This window comes from Rhizobium quercicola, from assembly GCF_021168455.1.
Classification (GTDB): Bacteria; Pseudomonadota; Alphaproteobacteria; order Rhizobiales; family Rhizobiaceae; genus Ferranicluibacter; species Ferranicluibacter quercicola.
This window is the reverse complement of the sequence record NZ_JAJOZR010000010.1, coordinates 81,283-97,833: the sequence shown is the minus strand read 5'-3', so window position 1 is coordinate 97,833 and position 16,551 is coordinate 81,283. Positions and strand designations below refer to the sequence as shown.

The following is a 16,551-nucleotide window of genomic DNA, read 5'->3' as shown; positions in this document are numbered from 1 at the left end:
GGAGCCGCAGGCATGAGCCTTCGGTAAGGGTTGCAAGTGAGATGCCGGGTCTCGCACCGCGGGAGTATTGCGTATGAAGTCACGTGAGAGCCTTGTCCGCCTGAAGGAATTTCAGGTGAAGGACAAACAGCGTCAACTGAAGCAGCTTCAGATGATGATGGCCGAATTCGAAAGGATGACCAAGGATTTGGAGCATCAGATCGCATTCGAGGAAAAAAAGTCTGGCATTTCGGATCCGTCCCATTTTGCCTATCCGACCTTTGCAAAGGCGGCCCGCCAGCGGGCCGACAATCTGCAGGTGTCGGTCCGGGAACTGAAAGTCCAGCAGGACGCGGCCGAACTCGCCCTGGAAGAAGTCCAGGCCGAATTCGCCAAGGCCTCCGCACTCGAAGAACGCGACGGTCTCGTGCGCCTGCGCGCCTGATCCTTCCCTCTGCCGGCCGTCGAACCTGACCGGCAGCCCGACCTTGACCAACGACGCCGCGCCTCGCTCCGAAGCGCGGCCGTCGTCGTTGTGCTTTCCGTTCCCATGTTACGCCGGCGATCGCGCGTCCTTCTGCGCGACCGACCGACACATGGGACGAACGGTAAGCCAAGGAGCTTGCGCGAAACCGTCCCGCAGCCGGAGATGGCGAGGCTTTCTCCGCGCGGTGATCGCCAAGCCCTGCCCCTCACCGGCGATGACATGCGCCCGCAACCGGAACCCCAAACGCAAACGAGCGGCCGCGACGAAGGTCGCGACCGCTCGGGCCGATAGATGACGCCCTGATGCTCTCAGTGGCGATATTGCTGGATGCGCGTCGTGCGCAGCCCGGCAAGACCGTGATCGTTGATCGACGCCTGCCAGGACAGGAACTCCTCGACCGTCAGCGTGTACCGCTCGCAGGCCTCTTCAAGGCTCAGCAGGCCACCGCGAACGGCCGCCACCACTTCTGCCTTCCGTCTTATTACCCAGCGCCGCGTGTTCGCCGGGGGAAGATCGGCGATCGTCAGTGGGCTGCCATCCGGGCCGATGACATACTTCACGCGGGGTCGTACCATTTCGGTCATTGGACTCTCTACACATACTCAAGACCATATTCGCTGAGCCTAGCTTGCCACATTTAAGATTTGCCTAAGCTCGACGACACAATTTATCCATCATTCGAATGACTTGCCGCAAAGGGCTCCTGCGATGTGAAAAGACGGGCGCTTTGCGCCCCCAAGCTGGCACCTCGCGTCCCGATGGCATCCCGCCTGCGCACACCGCAAAGCCGTGGAAAACCGGCATTCCCACGGGCTCGCCGCCGCATAGCTGCCATGCGAAAGCAGCGGGTAGGAAAGGCGGACGGATTTTCGTAGAGATCGCCGCGATGCGGAAGCATGCGGCCTGTCCGCAGCCGGCGTTACCCCCTTTTTTCGTCGTCGCAGGGCTCTCTCATGCCCCGACGACGGTGCCGCGAGGGGCGATAACGTCGAGAAAACCGCAGGATATCCGCTCGCGGGCCGTCATGGTCCATGAGATTTCACGCATGTGCATCCCTGGGTGCCATCACATTGTTTTTCCGCTAGAGTGCAATACCCGATGCCGCCCGGCATGCTCGATCCCGAGAGGTCGAGATGCCAGACGCGCCGTGGAACCGTTGCTTTTGCAGGCGGAAGGACGCGCACGAAACAAGGAGCCGGCCAAGCCGGCAGTGGTGAAGACGCAATGTCTGACGTCGACGAAACGGTGAGCACCAGGAAATCGAGCCTGCTCTTTCCGACCCCGGACCCGTCCTCCGTCCAGACGGAATACGAAGTTCTGCGCCTTATGCGGCAATGCGCCGCCGAGTTCTGCTTCGGCCATTTCATGATCGTGCGCGTGCCCGCCGGCGACCAGCAGAATTTTTCCGAACGCCTCGTCGTCAGCAGCTGGCCGGCCGAGCTGGTGCGGGGATACGATGCGCTCGACATCTTCCGGCTGAGCCGGCTGGTGGAAGAGCTGCGCCACACCAAACTGCCCGTCTTCAACGAAACGGCCACCCTTCTGGGCCTGCGCGGCAAGCCCGTGACCGCGGTGGAGATTGCGCCCTCCATGGCCTCCACCCTCGCGGTGCTGCTGCACACGACCTATGCCGATCCGTTCATCGTCACGCTGTCGGGCAGCCGCGACGCGCCGGAGGGCATCGAGGCGGCGGAACTCTATTATATCCTGCTGCAGCTGTTCGAGCGGCTGGAGCGCGCCATGGACGCCGGCGTCTCCACCCGCGAAAAGCTGTCGGCGCGCGAGATCGAATGTCTGCGCTGGGCCGCCGCCGGCAAGAGCAGCGACGAGATCGCCATCATTCTCGGCATTTCCGCCTATACCGTCAGCAGCTATTTCAAGACCGCCGCCCGCAAGCTCGACGCCGTCAACCGCATGCAGGCGATCGCCCGCGCCATGCGGCTGAAGATCATCTGACGGTTTGCGCCCTGTCGCCGCGGTGCTTGTAGACCCGGCCGCGACCTTTTATATTGGCGTCAAGCAAGGTGCAGGCGCGAACGCCGCACCGGTCATCCGACAGAATCGGACCAAGTCTCGTGAACAGCCTCGATTTCGACCGCAAGCCTGAAGATACCCGCGTCGTCGTCGCAATGTCCGGCGGCGTCGACAGTTCCGTCGTCGCGGGCATCCTGAAGCGGGAGGGCTACGACGTCTTCGGCATCACGCTGCAGCTCTACGACCACGGCGCCGCCGTGCACCGCGCCGGCTCCTGCTGCGCCGGACAGGATATCGACGACGCCCGCCGCGTCTGCGAGGTGCTCGGCATTCCGCACTATGTGCTCGATTACGAGCAGCGCTTTCGCGAGACCGTCATCAATCCCTTTGCCGAAAGCTATATCGCCGGGGAAACGCCGATCCCCTGCGTCGCCTGCAACCAGACCGTCAAGTTCGCCGACCTCCTGGCGACGGCCCGCGACCTCGGCGCCGATGCGCTGGCGACCGGCCACTACATCCGCTCGCGCGCGCATCCGCAGCCGGGCTTTCCCGGCCGCCGCGCGCTCTATCGCCCGACGGATGCCGACCGCGACCAGAGCTACTTCCTGTTTGCCACCACGCAGGAGCAGATCGATTACCTGCGCTTCCCGCTCGGCCATCTGACCAAGGCGGAAACCCGGGCGCTGGCCGAGGACATGGGCCTCGTCGTCGCCAAGAAGGCCGACAGCCAGGACATCTGTTTCGTGCCGCAGGGCAAGTATAGCGACATCGTCTCCAAGCTGAAGCCGAATGCGGCGCTGGCCGGCGATATCGTGCATCTCGACGGCCGCGTTCTCGGCCGCCACGAGGGCATTCTCCACTACACGATCGGCCAGCGCCGCGGCATCGGCGTCGCCACCGGCGAGCCGCTCTATGTCGTCCACCTCGACGCCCGCTCCTGCCGCGTCATCGTCGGCCCGCGCGAGGCGCTGGAGACCCGCCGCGTCGCCCTGCGCGACATGAACTGGCTGGGCGACATACCGCTCGAGGACCTGCCAGCCGAGGGCCTTGCCTGCTATGCCAAGGTCCGCTCCACCCGCGTTCCCGCCCCGGCCCTGCTGAAGGTCGATGCGTCGGGCATCACCGTGGAGCTCATGGAAGGCGAAGCCGGCATCGCGCCCGGGCAGGCCTGCGCGCTCTATTCCGGCCCCGGCGAAAACGCCCGCGTCTACGGCGGCGGCTTCATCCTGCGCTCGGAGCGCGAACCGGCCGCCGAACAGGCCCTGCGCCACCTCCTCGAAACCCCCGCCGCCGCCTGAACCCGGCGGTGGCCAGCCCCTGTCCACAGCGCCGGACCCCACCCCGCACATCCCCCCGCTTTTTTTCCACCATCGCTTGACACCCCCCTGACCCACATCTTATAAGCCGCCCACCGCAAGCGACCGACCAAAGGTCGCATCCGGCGGCGGGGTAGCTCAGGTGGTTAGAGCAGCGGAATCATAATCCGCGTGTCGGGGGTTCGAGTCCCTCTCCCGCTACCAAAAATCTGTCGGGCTAATTGCGTCATACTTTATATGATGGCAGCCTCTCGTTTTCGCAGCTCTGTACAAAGAATTCTGTTCGCTTCATCCTGGTTGTAGAGCGATGTGGGCATTTGGGCGCGAAGATCGCAGGACTTTGATTTCGCTGGCATAATCACAATAAAGCTGGCTATCGAAGTTAATCAGAGTTCCTATCTCGATTAAATTCTTTATATCTATAAAAATTGGCGGGTGATGAGAAGGCAACTAAATTTTGGGGGCGATATGAAGAAATTTCTAATCGTTTTATTTTGTTTCGTCCAAATCATACAAATAGTATTACTCGGCATTGTCCTCTCACGGTATAGTTTTGTCGATCGCGATTTGTACGACGTCGTGGCGGCCCAAGCCAGTCATGACGTTTTACATATTGCCTCTCAAATTGGGAGATTTGATATGATATCGATGATGCTTTCTTGCTGGGGGCTTTTCATAGGTGTCGCTGCATTGGGCGGTTTTTGGACAATACGTGGTGCCGCCGTTGCAGCATCAGAAGGAGTTGCTAAAATCGAGGCAACCCGAGTTGCTGTGACAAGCGCAGAAACCGCGGCTCGTGTCTACATGGAGCAGAATGCGGCTCGACTATTTGGCGAAGTCTTGAAAGCGCGAGATGGCCCGACTGTAGACGAAGCAGCAGTTTCCGTCAGTAAGGCAGACGAAGAGTCTGCGATCGAGAATGCAGAGGAAATGAGGCCTGGTGATGTCTGAACTTCACGAGAAACTTAGACTCATTAACACTTACGTCGCGTTCAGAGATCCGCCAATCGACGTCATAGCCTTGGCTAACGTGCTCGGGTTGAAGGTCTACAATACGCACTGGCCAGACAACGTCAGCGGGAAAATTCAGAAGGATCTCGCCAAGGGTGGTCCCAGTGGATTTGCTATTTTTGTTAATAAGACCCATTCGGAGGAGCGTAAGCGCTTCACAATCGCGCATGAGATCGCTCACTACGTTCTTCATGAATCGCAAATTGGCGATGGTATCTTCGATGATGCGATGTATCGAAGCGGTCTTTCTAGTAAAATCGAAGCGGAGGCCAACGGCTTGGCTGCAGATATTTTGATGCCGTGGTCACAAGTGCAGATTTTGATGACAAACCATACAATCGAGGAGATGGCGAGGCACTTCAAGGTTTCCGTACAAGCAATGACAGTCAGATTAGGGATATTTGCTTAGACACTGACATCTTGGTGAGAGATTTACGATCACGATCTGCGATTGCCGTCTCCTGCCTACTTACCGTCACATCGAACCCCATGGACTGGACCTATATCCAAGAAAACCTCGCACATCGTCGAAGCCAGCGTCATGGCCGTTGTCGTGGCCGTCTTGCTGTGCGTTTTCTTCGAGCGGCGGGTGGCTGTGCTCATGGGGTTGGCGTTTGCCATCGGGCATTTTCATGGGCGGGAGAAGCGGGATTTCGAGGTCAGCGTGAACATGCAGCCGCCGCATCTGGAAGGGTACGAGATGTGGAAATGGTCGTTCGACCAGATGACGGATTTCTGGCCGACGGCACTGGTGATCCTCGCGGTCGCCGTCGTCCTGCACCGGCGGTGGCGCTGAAGCCGCCCGTCCGAAGCGCCCCCCACGACCAGCCTTGACCCCTTACGGCGCGGGCTCGGCGCGGATGATCGTGGAATAGTCCGGGCCGTTGGTGGGGTTGGCCCGCGCCTTGGCGCTGATGGCGGCTTTGGCGCGCAAGGCCTTTTCCGGCAGTTTCCACACCGTCGCATCCTGTTCGAGGAGGTAGCTCGGCAGATAGCCCGACAGCAGGATGCGCCAGTCCATAGGGATGCCGGGGGAGACCAGGCGGGCGAGATCGAAGATGACGGTGGTGCAGTTGCTGGTCAGCGTATCGTAGAATTGCGGCGTCTCGGCGCGTTCGTTGGCGGCGTTGACATAGGTGAGGAAAAGGGCGGCGGCCGCCTGCCGGGGCAGCGCCAGCGGGTAGAGATAGGCATCCTCCCCGCGCATGTTGGTCCGGAGATAGAGGATATCGCTCTCGTCGGCGGCGATGAAGGCGAGTTCGTAGCTCTTGAAGAAACCGGCGATGGAGGAAAATTCCTCGGTCTTTTCGCGGCGGATTTCGACCGAGAAGGTCACGCGCTGGCCATCGGCAAAGCTGAAGCTGACGAGCGTATGGGCGATGGCGTCCATGCCCCAATACGAGAGAACGAGATCCGTGCCGGTGATCGTATCGAGATCGTAGCTGCGGGTTTCCCACAGCGGCTCGGCGTCGCGGTCGCTCGTCCAGCGGAAATTGCGCACGTTGCGCAGCGTGACGACATGCCCGCCGCCGGCGTCGCCGTTGCCGATCGTCCCCGTGACCGTGCGGGCGACATCGGGCGCCCAGTCGCGATCGAGCCGCGGGCGGATCGTCTGCCACCAGAGACCGACGGCGAGGAGTCCCACGAGAAAGATGCCGGCGGCGGCAAGCGGATGGCGCCGGGCAAACAGGATCAGGCCGAGGATGAAGACGACCCAGAGGAACACCGCGACGCCGCGCAGCAGGCCGTCGCCCGGAATGCGGTACCACAGCGCCAGCGCCGTCCACACCGTGGCCAGCAGAGCGAGCAGCAGCAGGAGCGCACGGAAAAGGCCGGTGGCAAGGGTCGTGATCAGGTGCATGCTGGGAACCTCTTCGCGGAGATGACGTCGGTGGTGCTTCCTGCGCGGCGCGGGAGGCTATCGCGGAGCGAGTATGCGGCCGGCGACGGTGAACGGGCTTGCCACCACCTGCCCCGCCGCATCGAGAATGAAGGCACCGACATCCGTGGGCGTGGCGGCGCCCGGCCGGCCGAGCACGCCGACCTGCGGCGCCAGCGCGGCAAGGCTCGCATACCGGTCGTGGCCGAGCCCGTCCGGGGCGTTCAGCGAAGTGATATCGACCACGAGGACGCCATAGGCCTTCGCCGTTTCCCGCACCTTCGGATCCTCGACATCCAGCCGCCCGACCCGCGGCCGCGCGCCGCTGAGGAGGCTCGAGGCCGCCAGCGCCTCGTCCTCCGGCGAGACGAGCAGCACCAGCGGCGAGCGCAACCGGCCGACCACGTCCATCTGCCGGCGGAAGAGGTCCGCATCGATATCGGGCGCCGCGAGGATCACGGTCAGCTTGTCGAGCACGTCGCCGCGATCCGTCAGGCGCAGCTGGCGCAGCGCTTCCATGATGAGGAAGCCGCCCATGCTGTGGCCGAACACGAGGATCTGCCGCACCTTGCGCGTCTCGCTCAGCGCCGCCATCAGCGACACCAGATCGTCGCGCGAAAAGAGCACGGCATCCCGATCGGCGAGATAGCCGGACAGCGCACCCTGGGAGGGCCAGGAAAACAGCACCGGCGTCGCCTTGCTGCGCGAATCCACCGCCATCTGCGCCAACCGGAACACGCCCTCCTGGTAGCGATAGTTGAAGCCGTGCACGAAGAGGCCGATCGTGCCGTCGAAGCCGGGCTGCGAGACGATGGCGGCCACCATGCTGCGCTGGTCGAGCGCGCGACGCTCGCGCACCGTCATCGCCCGTGCCGGGTCCGGCTTCCGCGTGGGATATTCGATGGCCGCGGGCGTATGCGATGCGGGGATGGTCAGCCGGTAACGCTCATAGGTCAGGTCGCGCGCACGGTCGCCATCGAAGCCGTCGCCGTCCCGTTCGCGATTGGTGACGGCATAGAGCGTGAGCGCCTTGTTGCCGGCTGCGGCCGCCTCCCCCGACGTTGCCCGGGCCGGCGACACGGGATCGAGCACGGCGGATGACGGGCGGCTGGCACAGCCGCCAAGCGCCGCCAGCAGGCCGAACAGGAGGATGGGGACGCACAGACGGACACGCGGCAAGGCGACGGCACCGGCGCGGATCACGATCATCAGGCTTCCTCACGGGTTCTAGCACGGCACGGCGCAGACGGTCTCGGCACCCCGTCCAAACGCTGCGGGCACCCCGCGAGACAACATAGGGCCGTGCCCGCCCGCTGACCATCTCGCGTTTCCGTCCTTAAGTCTTTTCCAACACACGCGGGAGACGCATTCGTGACTTTCATGCAACAGCCCCATTTTTCGAGATGACCCGCACCCCGTTTTCCGGTGTCCGCCTCTACTGCTCGCGGCAAATCGAGCTACCTACAGCCTCATCCGACGCACGCTTGCCGATTGCGCCCCTCACTTTTCGAAGGATAGATTCATGACCCGCTTTACCAAGATCCTGCTCGCCGGCGTTGCTCTGGCGGCCTCCGGCTCCATCGTCCGCGCGGCGGATCTGACCGAGCCGGTCGGCCCGGTCGTCGTGGAAACCAATGGCGGCTTCTACCTCGGTTCGGTCAGCAGCCTGACCTTCCTCGACGACACCTCGTTTGCCGCCGGCGGCGCCCGCGTCAGCACGGATTACGACGTCGGCTACTATAGCGGCGTTCGCGCCGGTTACAGCTTCGGCGACATGGGCTATGTCTCCCCCCGCGTCGAACTGGAAGTCGGCTACGGCAACGCGTCGGTCGACAACCACCGTGTCAGCGGCGTCGGCGCCATCCGCTCCATCGACAGCTTCGGCGATGCAACCACCATCCAGGGCTATGTCAACGGTTACCTCGACATCCCGCTCGGCGGCCAGCTTTCCGCCATCACGCCGTATGTCGGCGGCGGCGTCGGTGTCATGAACCTCGAGCTGCGTCGCCAGGGCGTTGCCGGCGTTGCCACGCTGATGGACGATGACGACACGCGCTTCGCCTACCACCTCGACGCCGGTGTCGGCATCAACATCCAGGAACTGGGCCTGTTCACCAACGTCGCCCTCCTGACCAACACCACCTTCGACATCGGCTACCGCTTCACCGCGGCCGACAACTTCTCCTTCACGGCACGCGACGGCTCGCGTTCGGAAACCGATTTCCGCAGCCACGCCGTCATCGTCGGTTTCCGCAAGAGCTTCTAAGAGCCTTCCAGCCGAAGCGGACACGCTTCGGCACTGGACAATGCGGCAAAGGCAACGAACGAGAGGCCTTTCCGTCACCGAACGCAAAAAGCCGGCTGGCCCTCCAGCCGGCTTTTTCGTATGCGGGGGGCGACGGACGATCGGCGGCCATCACGCGCAGGAGGGCAGGATAGGTGACAGGCTCCGAGAGCGACCCCAAAGAGACCGGGCTTCCGCCCGCGGAGGCAACGGCGCGCCGCTGCCGCACCTGCACGCTCTGCTGCCGCCTGCCCGATATCGATGCGCTGGAAAAACCGGCCAATGCCTGGTGCCGCCATTGCGTGGCGGAGCGCGGCTGCACGATCTATGCGGCGCGGCCGCAGCTCTGTCGGGATTTCCTGTGTGCCTGGATGACGAAACCCGATCTCGGGCCGGAATGGGAGCCGCTGGTCGCGCATATGATGGTCTATGAACAGGGACCGCAAACGACCGTGCTGGTCGATCCCGATCACCCCTCCATCTGGCGGCAGGCGCCGTACAGAGCCGGGCTGGAACGCTGGGCGACAGACGCCGCGGCCCGCGGCGGCTATGTCATCGTGTTCGTGGGCGACGATGTCTTCAAGGTCGAGCCGGCGCAGGCCTGACCTGATCACTCGGCCTCATCACCGGGCCTGATCGTGTTCGATCATGACCTCCGGGACCGCAAGGCGACCCCGGAAGGCATCATCGATCAGTTGCCGGCCGGACGCGCCTGGCTCCAGGCGGCCAGCGCCTGCGTGAACGCCTCGTTGCCGGCCGCCCCCTTCTCCAGCGTCAGCAGCGCGCGGCGGCCGTTGCGGTAGGTCAGGGGAATGTCGATCCACGAGCGGGTGCGCAGGAGGTCGAGATTGGTCGTCACGGCTTCCGGAAAGTCGTTGAGCGCGATCATGTGGAAGTCGTCGGTGATCTTGGCGGGCACCGCGATCAGCGGATCGCCGCGATCCTGCTCGTTGCGCTTCATCGCGACGCGCTGGACGCTGTCGATGCTGCCGCCCTCGAAATTCTCCGGCAGCGAGAACACGAACTCGATCGTGTGGCTGGCCGGCAGCGAGGTATCGGTGTTGCGCTTGATGGTCATCAGCGCGGTCAGGCCGCGATCCGGCACGGTGATCTGCGCCTGGATGACGGGTTCGGGACGCTGGCCGGCTTCGGGCGCTTCCTCCTTGAGCGACCACGCCACGCCGCCTTCGATGGCGGTCGGTGCCGTCTGGCCGAGACGCTCCTCGTAGAGGAACATCTTCTGGGCGCCGGCCGGCATCTGGGTCGTGGCCGCGTCCGGTGCGGCGGTCGGGGTGACCGGCGGTATCGTGGCGGGAGCCGCGTCCGTCCCCGCGGCGGGTGTCGCGGCAGACGGATCGGCCTGAGCCGTTGGCGTGCCGGCGATCGGCGGCGTCGCCGTCGCTCCGGCATCGGCCGTATCGACCGGGCGGCTCGCCTCGGTCTGGGCGGCGACGGATTTGCCTTCCTGCGCGGCGCTGGCGCCGGCCGGCGGCTGGGCAGCGCCTTCGTCGATCTCCGTGCCGTCGGTCTGCAGGCGCTGGGTAAACTTGTTGCTCGGCTCGGCCGACGCCACGTCGGTCGTCGCATTGCCGTTCGCCGCCGTGCCGGAGGCCGCGCCGCCGGTTCCCGTCGCCGAGGTTCCGCCATTGCTGGCCGTCGGCGGCGCCGTGTTCAGGGAGGCAATCGTCTCGGAAACCCAGCCGTTCACCGCATCGCGGTTCATCCAGTAGGCATAGCCACCGCCGCCGAAGACGAGCAGCAGGACGAGAACGGTGGCGACGCGCTTGATGCTGAAAGCCGACTTGCGCGGCTCGGCGCGATAGGATGCCGGGCGACGCGGTGCGGCAGGCGCTTCCGACGGATCGAGCGGAGGACGGCTCTGGGCCGCAGCCGCGGCACCGCCGGCTGCCAGCAGGCTGTCGATCTCGTCCCAGTTCTGCGGTGGCGGCGGCTCATCGCTCGGGCTCGCCGGCTCGGCCTCGTTGGTGCGATCGACCGGCCAGGACCAGTCCGACACGGCAGGCTCTGTGCCCTCGGGGCGGACATCGTGCTGAAAAGGGTCCGTCTCGTCGAGCGCCCAGGAATGCGAGGGCTCGCCCTCAGGCGTCAGGCCGCCGGAAACGGCGGGCAGGACGACGGGCGCGACATCGGCGGCGTCATGGTGATCGTCATGCGCGACCGGCGCATCGGCCCAGCCGGCGTCGTGATCCGCGACGTCCTCGGCCGGATGCGTCCCGACGCTTTCCGTCCAGACGGGCTCGATATGCGCGGCAACCGGCATGGCGGGTTGCTCGGTCGTCGGTGCGTTCCAGTCGGGCAGTTCCCAGTCGGCCGCCGGCATGGCGCTGACGTCGCGCGCGGGCTCGACCGGCTCCACGACGGAGGCCGGCTCGAACCGTTCAGGCTCCGGCGGGAGTGCCTCCGGTTCGACATAGTCGGATTCGATGGATGCGGGTTCGGCCGGTTCCGGCGCGTCATGTTCGACAGGCGCGGGCTCGGCCCAGTCCTGCGCCGGCGCCTCCGCGGGCGCGGGTTCCTCGACAGTGGGCTCTTCGAGCGCAACCGCGTCGTTCTCGTCGGCGCTTTCCCGGGCGCGCGCCGCGGGCTCCTGGATCTGGGCATATTCCTCGGCCAGAACGTCGGCCGCGTCCAGCGCTTCCCGGTCGGTGACCGGCAGCGGCTCGACCTGCGGCTCCGGGTCATCCTCCGGCGGATTTACCGGCTCCGGCGCCACCTCGTCGAACGCCGCGGTCTCCTCGACGGAGACCGGCTCTTCGTAAACGGGCGCGGGCTCTTCGTAGACGGGCTCCGGCTCCGGGGGAATGACAGCGACAGGTTCGGGCTCGGGCTCGGGTTCCGGCACGGCCGGGGCGGCTTCGACGCCGTCCTGCCGATCGACATGCGTCACATCGTAGGGAACGGGCGGCTGTTCGAAGGTGACATCGGCGGGCGCGGCGGCGGGTGCATCGTCGGCTGGCAGGACCGCAGGAGCAACGACGGCAGGAGCGACAGCCCCAGCGGCCGCGGCGGCGGGCGCGGCATTGTCGTCAGGCGCATGTTCGGCAGGCCCATGATCGGCAGGGAGGCCCGCATGGCTCGCCTCCACCTCGGTGATGGCCGCTTCGAGCTTGCCCATCTGCCGGTCGATCATCTCGTCGGAGGGACGCGGCTTCATGCTTTCGAGCTGGCGACGGACGGCGCCCCGGGCCTTTTCGTAAACCCTGGACCGCATGTCCGGACTGTTGTCGGACAAGCCGTCCACGGTCCTGCGAATAACTGCTACAAAATCCGCCATCGAAAACTTTCTTTCAACCCTTCGGGGTGATTAAGCCGATACGTGATGTGACGCAAGCGCGGGATCTCTTACAAAACCCGCGCTTTACGCCCTTTTCATCACCCCGTCACAGGTCCGTTAACCTAGTCCTCAAACGGATCGGTAACAAGTATGGTATCGTCGCGCTCCGGACTTGTGGACAGGAGCGCGACCGGCGCGCCGATCAGCTCTTCGACCTGACGGACATATTTGATCGCCTGGGCGGGCAGATCGGCCCAGCTGCGCGCGCCGACCGTCGACTCCTGCCAGCCCTCCAGCGTGATGTAGACCGGCTCGACCCGGGCCTGGCTGGCCTGGCTTGCCGGGAGATGGTCGATCTCGACGCCATCCAGCGTATAGCCGACGCAGATCTTCAGCTCCTTCAGACCGTCCAGCACGTCGAGCTTGGTCAGCGCGATGCCGGTGATGCCGTTGGTGGCGACCGACTGGCGCACGAGGGCGGCATCGAACCAGCCGCAGCGGCGCTTGCGCCCGGTGATGGTGCCGAATTCATGGCCCTTCTCGCCGAGAAACTGGCCGATCTCGTCGTGCAGCTCGGTCGGGAACGGGCCTTCGCCGACGCGGGTCGTATAGGCCTTGGTGATGCCGAGGATATAGCCGAGCGCGCCCGGACCCATGCCCGAACCGGCCGCGGCCTGGCCGGCCACCGTGTTGGACGAGGTGACGAAGGGATAGGTGCCGTGGTCGATGTCGAGCAGCGTCCCCTGCGCGCCTTCGAACAGGATGCGCGCCCCCTTGCGGCGCAGGCGGTCGAGCAGCAGCCAGACCGTATCCATGAAGGGCAGCACGCGGGCGGCGATCGAGGACAGCTCGTCCATGATCGCGGCATGGCTGACTTCGGCCTCGTTCAGGCCGCGGCGCAGGGCATTGTGATGTGTGAGCAGACGATCGACCTTGGCCGGCAGCGTCGAGAGATCGGCGAGATCCATGACGCGGATGGCGCGGCGGCCGACCTTGTCCTCGTAAGCCGGGCCGATGCCGCGGCGGGTGGTGCCGATCTTGGTGCCGCTGTTGGAGGCCGCGTCCTCGCGGATGCCGTCCAGCTCGCGGTGCAGCGACAGGATCAGCGTCGCATTGTCGGCGATGCGCAGGTTTTCCGGCGTGATCGTCACGCCCTGCCCGTCCAGCTTCTCGATCTCGGCGATCAGCGCATGCGGGTCGATGACGACGCCGTTGCCGATGACGGCGAGCTTGCCCGGGCGAACGACGCCGGAGGGCAGCAGCGACAGCTTGTAGCTGGTACCGTCGATGACGAGCGTATGACCGGCATTGTGCCCGCCCTGGAAACGGACGACGACATCGGCGCGTTCGGAGAGCCAGTCGACGATCTTGCCCTTGCCCTCGTCACCCCATTGCGATCCGACAACCACGACATTCGTCATTTCGTTTTCCCTGTCTGCAAGCGCACGTTTTCATCCGCGCTCATCTTCGCCTTGCGCGCGATCGCCCTGCCTCGTCCGGCAATGGCATCCCGCACCGACCCATGGTGCTGCAATCCCCTCGATCCGGGGCTGCAAACCCGCGCATCTATACTGTCTTGTTTTTTCAAAAGCTATTCCGTTCGCCCGCGATTCAGGGCTTTTTGCATGGCAGCATGCCGCTTTACGCGATATGCAGCACGAAGATGCGCCGCAAATGCGCACTCCTCTTGACCGGGACGGAATTTCAGCTTGAACATCCAGGCCTATCTGATCCTTGCGCTGACCACCTTCATCTGGGGCGGCAACTCCGTGGCCGGTAAGATCGCCGTCGGTCATGTGAGCCCCATGCTGCTGACGGGCATGCGCTGGGTGATCGCCTGCACCCTGCTTCTGGCCATCGCCATTCCCCAGCTGCGCAAGGACTGGCCGCTCATCCGCCGGCACTGGCTGCTGCTGTTCAGCTACGGCGCCGTCGGCTTCACTGCCTTCAATGCCTCGCTCTATTCCGCCCTGCAATATACCAGCGCCATCAATGCGGTGATCGAACAGGCCGCGATCCCCATGGTGATCTTCGCCATGAACTTCGTGCTGTTTCGCACCGGCGTCTCGCTCGCCCAGTGGTTCGGCTTTGCGCTGACGCTGTTTGCCGTCGCGCTGACCACATCGCACGGCGATCTCTCGACGCTGCTCTCGCTCGACCTCAACCGCGGCGACGCGCTGATGATGTTCGCCGTGCTCGTCTATGCCGGCTACACCGTGTCGCTGCGCTACAAGCCGGGCATCCACTGGAAAAGCCTGATCGCCGTCTCCGCCTTCGCGGCGCTCCTGAGCAGCGTGCCGCTGATGATCTGGGAAAACGCCTCCGGCGCGATGATCTGGCCGGACGCGACCGGCTGGATCATCGTCGCCTATGCCGGCATCTTCCCCTCGCTGATCTCGCAGATCCTCTATGTGCGCGGGGTCGAGCTGATCGGTCCCAACCGCGCCGGGCTGTTCATCAATCTCATCCCCATCTTCGGCACGCTCCTGTCGATCGCCCTGATCGGCGAAACCCTGCACACCTTCCACATCGTCGCCCTCCTCCTCGCCCTCGTGGGCATCGCGGTGGCGGAAAAGGGGCGGCCCAAGGTGGCCGGGTAAGACCGGATCGGACACGGAAAAACGCGCCGGACCCTGAGGATCCGGCGCGTTTGTCATGGTATCGAGCGGGCTGTCGCCGGCTTATTCGACGTTGAAGACCAGGGGCTTTGCCTGGCGGATGGCCGGGTTGTCGGTCAGCGTCTTCAGGAGGCTTTCCGGCACGGGACCATCGACATAGAGCAGCGCGATCGCATCCGAGCCCGCATCCTTGCGGCCGAGCTGGAAGTTGGCGATGTTGACGCCGGCGTCGCCGAAGGTCTTGCCGATGAAGCCGATCATGCCGGGAACGTCGGTGTTGGTGATGTAGACCATGTGGCTGCCGACGTCGGCATCCAGATTGATGTCCTTGATCTGGATGAAGCGCGGCTTGCCATCCGAAAACACCGTGCCGGCGACCGAACGTGTCTGGGTTTCCGTCGTCACCGTCAGCTTGATGTAGCCGTCGAACACGCCGGTCTTGTCGCGCTTGATTTCGGAAAGGATGACGCCCTTTTCCTTGATCATGATCGGCGCGGAGACCATGTTGACGTCCGCCACCTGGCTGCGGATGAGGCCGGCAAGGGCCGCGCTCGTCAGGGCCTTGGTGTTCATGGCGGCGGTCGAGCCGTCATAGAGGATCTCGATTTCCTTGATCGCGCTTTCCGTGACCTGACCGACGAAGGCGCCGAGCACTTCGGCCAGACGGATGACCGGCTTGAGGATCGGGGCTTCCTCGGCGGTGATCGAGGGCATGTTGATCGCGTTGGAAACGGCACCCTTGACGAGGTAGTCCGACATCTGTTCGGCGACCTGAAGGGCGACGTTTTCCTGCGCTTCCGTGGTGGCGGCACCGAGATGCGGAGTGCAGACGACGTTCGGCAGGCCGAACAGCGGGCTGTCCTTGGCAGGCTCCGTTTCGAACACGTCGAAGCCGGCACCGGCAACATGGCCGGACTTGATGGCTTCGGCAAGGGCCGCCTCGTCCACGAGGCCGCCACGGGCGCAGTTGATGATGCGCACGCCGGGCTTGGTCCTGGCGAGCGCTTCGGCATTCAGGATGCCGCGCGTCTTGTCGGTCATCGGCACGTGCAGGGTGATGAAATCGGCGTTGGCCAGCAGCTCGTCGAGCTCGACCTTCTTCACGCCCATTTCCTCCGCGCGCTCCTTCGACAGGAAGGGATCGTAGGCGATGACGTGCATCTTCAGCCCGATGGCGCGGGAGATGACGATGGAGCCGATATTGCCGGCGCCGATGACGCCGAGCGTCTTGCCGGTGATTTCGACGCCCATGAACTTGGACTTTTCCCATTTGCCGGCCTGGGTCGAGGTGTCGGCGGCCGGCAGCTGGCGGGCGACGGCGAACATGAGCGCGATGGCGTGCTCGGCCGTGGTGATGGAGTTGCCGAAGGGGGTGTTCATGACGATGATACCGCGGCGCGAGGCGGCGGGGATATCGACATTGTCGACGCCGATGCCGGCGCGGCCGATGACCTTCAGGTTGGTCGCAGCCGCGATCAGCTTTTCCGTCGCCTTGGTGGCGGAGCGGATGGCGAGGCCGTCGTAATTGCCGATGATTTCGGCAAGCTTGTCCTTGTCCTTGCCGAGCTGCGGCTGGAAATCGACATCGACGCCGCGATCGCGAAAGATCTGGACGGCGGTTTCCGACAGTTCGTCGGATACGAGAACGCGAGGTGCCATGAGAGGCCTCCACTGGTGAGAACGTCTTGTGGGGAAACGGGATTTGGTG

Annotated in this window: 15 protein-coding genes and 1 tRNA gene; 10 read left to right on the top strand and 6 right to left on the bottom strand. The window is 64.3% G+C overall.

Annotated features, from left to right (window positions below):
- The first annotated feature begins 73 nt into the window (after positions 1–73).
- Positions 74–424, top strand: a complete 351-nt coding sequence (locus tag LRX75_RS16215) for a hypothetical protein (RefSeq protein WP_062474976.1) — start codon at positions 74–76, stop codon at positions 422–424.
- 350 nt (positions 425–774) lie between these two features.
- Here LRX75_RS16215 and sciP read toward each other — a convergent pair whose 3' ends face one another.
- Positions 775–1,050 carry a CtrA inhibitor SciP gene (gene sciP, locus LRX75_RS16210; protein ID WP_062474978.1) on the bottom strand — a complete coding sequence of 92 codons (276 nt, stop codon included), beginning with the start codon at positions 1,048–1,050 and terminating at the stop codon, positions 775–777.
- 640 nt (positions 1,051–1,690) lie between these two features.
- Between sciP and LRX75_RS16205 the strand changes: the two genes are divergently transcribed.
- From LRX75_RS16205 to LRX75_RS16180, 6 genes are all read left to right on the top strand, one after another.
- A complete protein-coding gene (locus tag LRX75_RS16205) occupies positions 1,691–2,422 on the top strand; it encodes a helix-turn-helix transcriptional regulator (protein WP_231815758.1) in 732 nt (243 codons plus the stop codon).
- Between the two features lie 119 nt (positions 2,423–2,541).
- Positions 2,542–3,738 carry a tRNA 2-thiouridine(34) synthase MnmA gene (gene mnmA / locus LRX75_RS16200; protein WP_338110330.1) on the top strand — a complete coding sequence of 399 codons (1,197 nt, stop codon included), beginning with the start codon at positions 2,542–2,544 and terminating at the stop codon, positions 3,736–3,738.
- Positions 3,739–3,883: 145 nt separating this feature from the next.
- Positions 3,884–3,960: transfer RNA gene (locus LRX75_RS16195), tRNA-Met, on the top strand.
- Positions 3,961–4,224: 264 nt separating this feature from the next.
- Positions 4,225–4,707 (top strand): hypothetical protein, encoded by a 483-nt coding sequence (locus LRX75_RS16190; protein ID WP_231815757.1) that lies wholly within the window; start codon positions 4,225–4,227, stop codon positions 4,705–4,707.
- Positions 4,700–5,176, top strand: a complete 477-nt coding sequence (locus LRX75_RS16185) for an ImmA/IrrE family metallo-endopeptidase (protein WP_231815846.1) — start codon at positions 4,700–4,702, stop codon at positions 5,174–5,176. The genes LRX75_RS16190 and LRX75_RS16185 overlap by 8 nt, the downstream gene beginning before the upstream one ends.
- Positions 5,177–5,308: 132 nt before the next feature.
- Positions 5,309–5,563, top strand: a complete 255-nt coding sequence (locus tag LRX75_RS16180) for a hypothetical protein (protein WP_231815756.1) — start codon at positions 5,309–5,311, stop codon at positions 5,561–5,563.
- Between the two features lie 42 nt (positions 5,564–5,605).
- Here LRX75_RS16180 and LRX75_RS16175 read toward each other — a convergent pair whose 3' ends face one another.
- Positions 5,606–6,628, bottom strand: coding sequence for an Lnb N-terminal periplasmic domain-containing protein (locus LRX75_RS16175; RefSeq protein ID WP_231815755.1), 1,023 nt, complete (start codon positions 6,626–6,628; stop codon positions 5,606–5,608).
- A gap of 57 nt (positions 6,629–6,685) precedes the next feature.
- Positions 6,686–7,855 carry an alpha/beta hydrolase gene (locus tag LRX75_RS16170; RefSeq protein ID WP_231815754.1) on the bottom strand — a complete coding sequence of 390 codons (1,170 nt, stop codon included), beginning with the start codon at positions 7,853–7,855 and terminating at the stop codon, positions 6,686–6,688.
- Positions 7,856–8,168: 313 nt separating this feature from the next.
- On the opposite strand from LRX75_RS16170, the gene LRX75_RS16165 reads away from it, so the two are divergent.
- Both LRX75_RS16165 and LRX75_RS16160 read left to right on the top strand, forming a co-directional pair.
- The gene (locus LRX75_RS16165) at positions 8,169–8,912 is read left to right on the top strand and encodes an outer membrane protein (protein ID WP_231815753.1); all 744 of its coding nucleotides are present in this window, start codon (positions 8,169–8,171) and stop codon (positions 8,910–8,912) included.
- 173 nt (positions 8,913–9,085) lie between these two features.
- Positions 9,086–9,535, top strand: coding sequence for a YkgJ family cysteine cluster protein (locus LRX75_RS16160; RefSeq protein ID WP_231815752.1), 450 nt, complete (start codon positions 9,086–9,088; stop codon positions 9,533–9,535).
- A gap of 86 nt (positions 9,536–9,621) precedes the next feature.
- Here LRX75_RS16160 and LRX75_RS16155 read toward each other — a convergent pair whose 3' ends face one another.
- Complete coding sequence (locus tag LRX75_RS16155; RefSeq protein ID WP_420851214.1) at positions 9,622–12,225, bottom strand: hypothetical protein; 2,604 nt, start codon at positions 12,223–12,225, stop codon at positions 9,622–9,624.
- 122 nt (positions 12,226–12,347) lie between these two features.
- Complete coding sequence (locus LRX75_RS16150) at positions 12,348–13,646, bottom strand: adenylosuccinate synthase (RefSeq protein WP_113152344.1); 1,299 nt, start codon at positions 13,644–13,646, stop codon at positions 12,348–12,350.
- Positions 13,647–13,934: 288 nt separating this feature from the next.
- Between LRX75_RS16150 and LRX75_RS16145 the strand changes: the two genes are divergently transcribed.
- Complete coding sequence (locus LRX75_RS16145) at positions 13,935–14,825, top strand: DMT family transporter (protein ID WP_231815750.1); 891 nt, start codon at positions 13,935–13,937, stop codon at positions 14,823–14,825.
- 81 nt (positions 14,826–14,906) lie between these two features.
- On the opposite strand, the gene serA is transcribed toward LRX75_RS16145, so the two are convergent.
- Entirely contained in the window at positions 14,907–16,502 is a 1,596-nt protein-coding gene (serA, locus tag LRX75_RS16140; RefSeq protein ID WP_231815749.1) for a phosphoglycerate dehydrogenase, read from the bottom strand.
- Between the last annotated feature and the right edge of the window lie 49 nt (positions 16,503–16,551).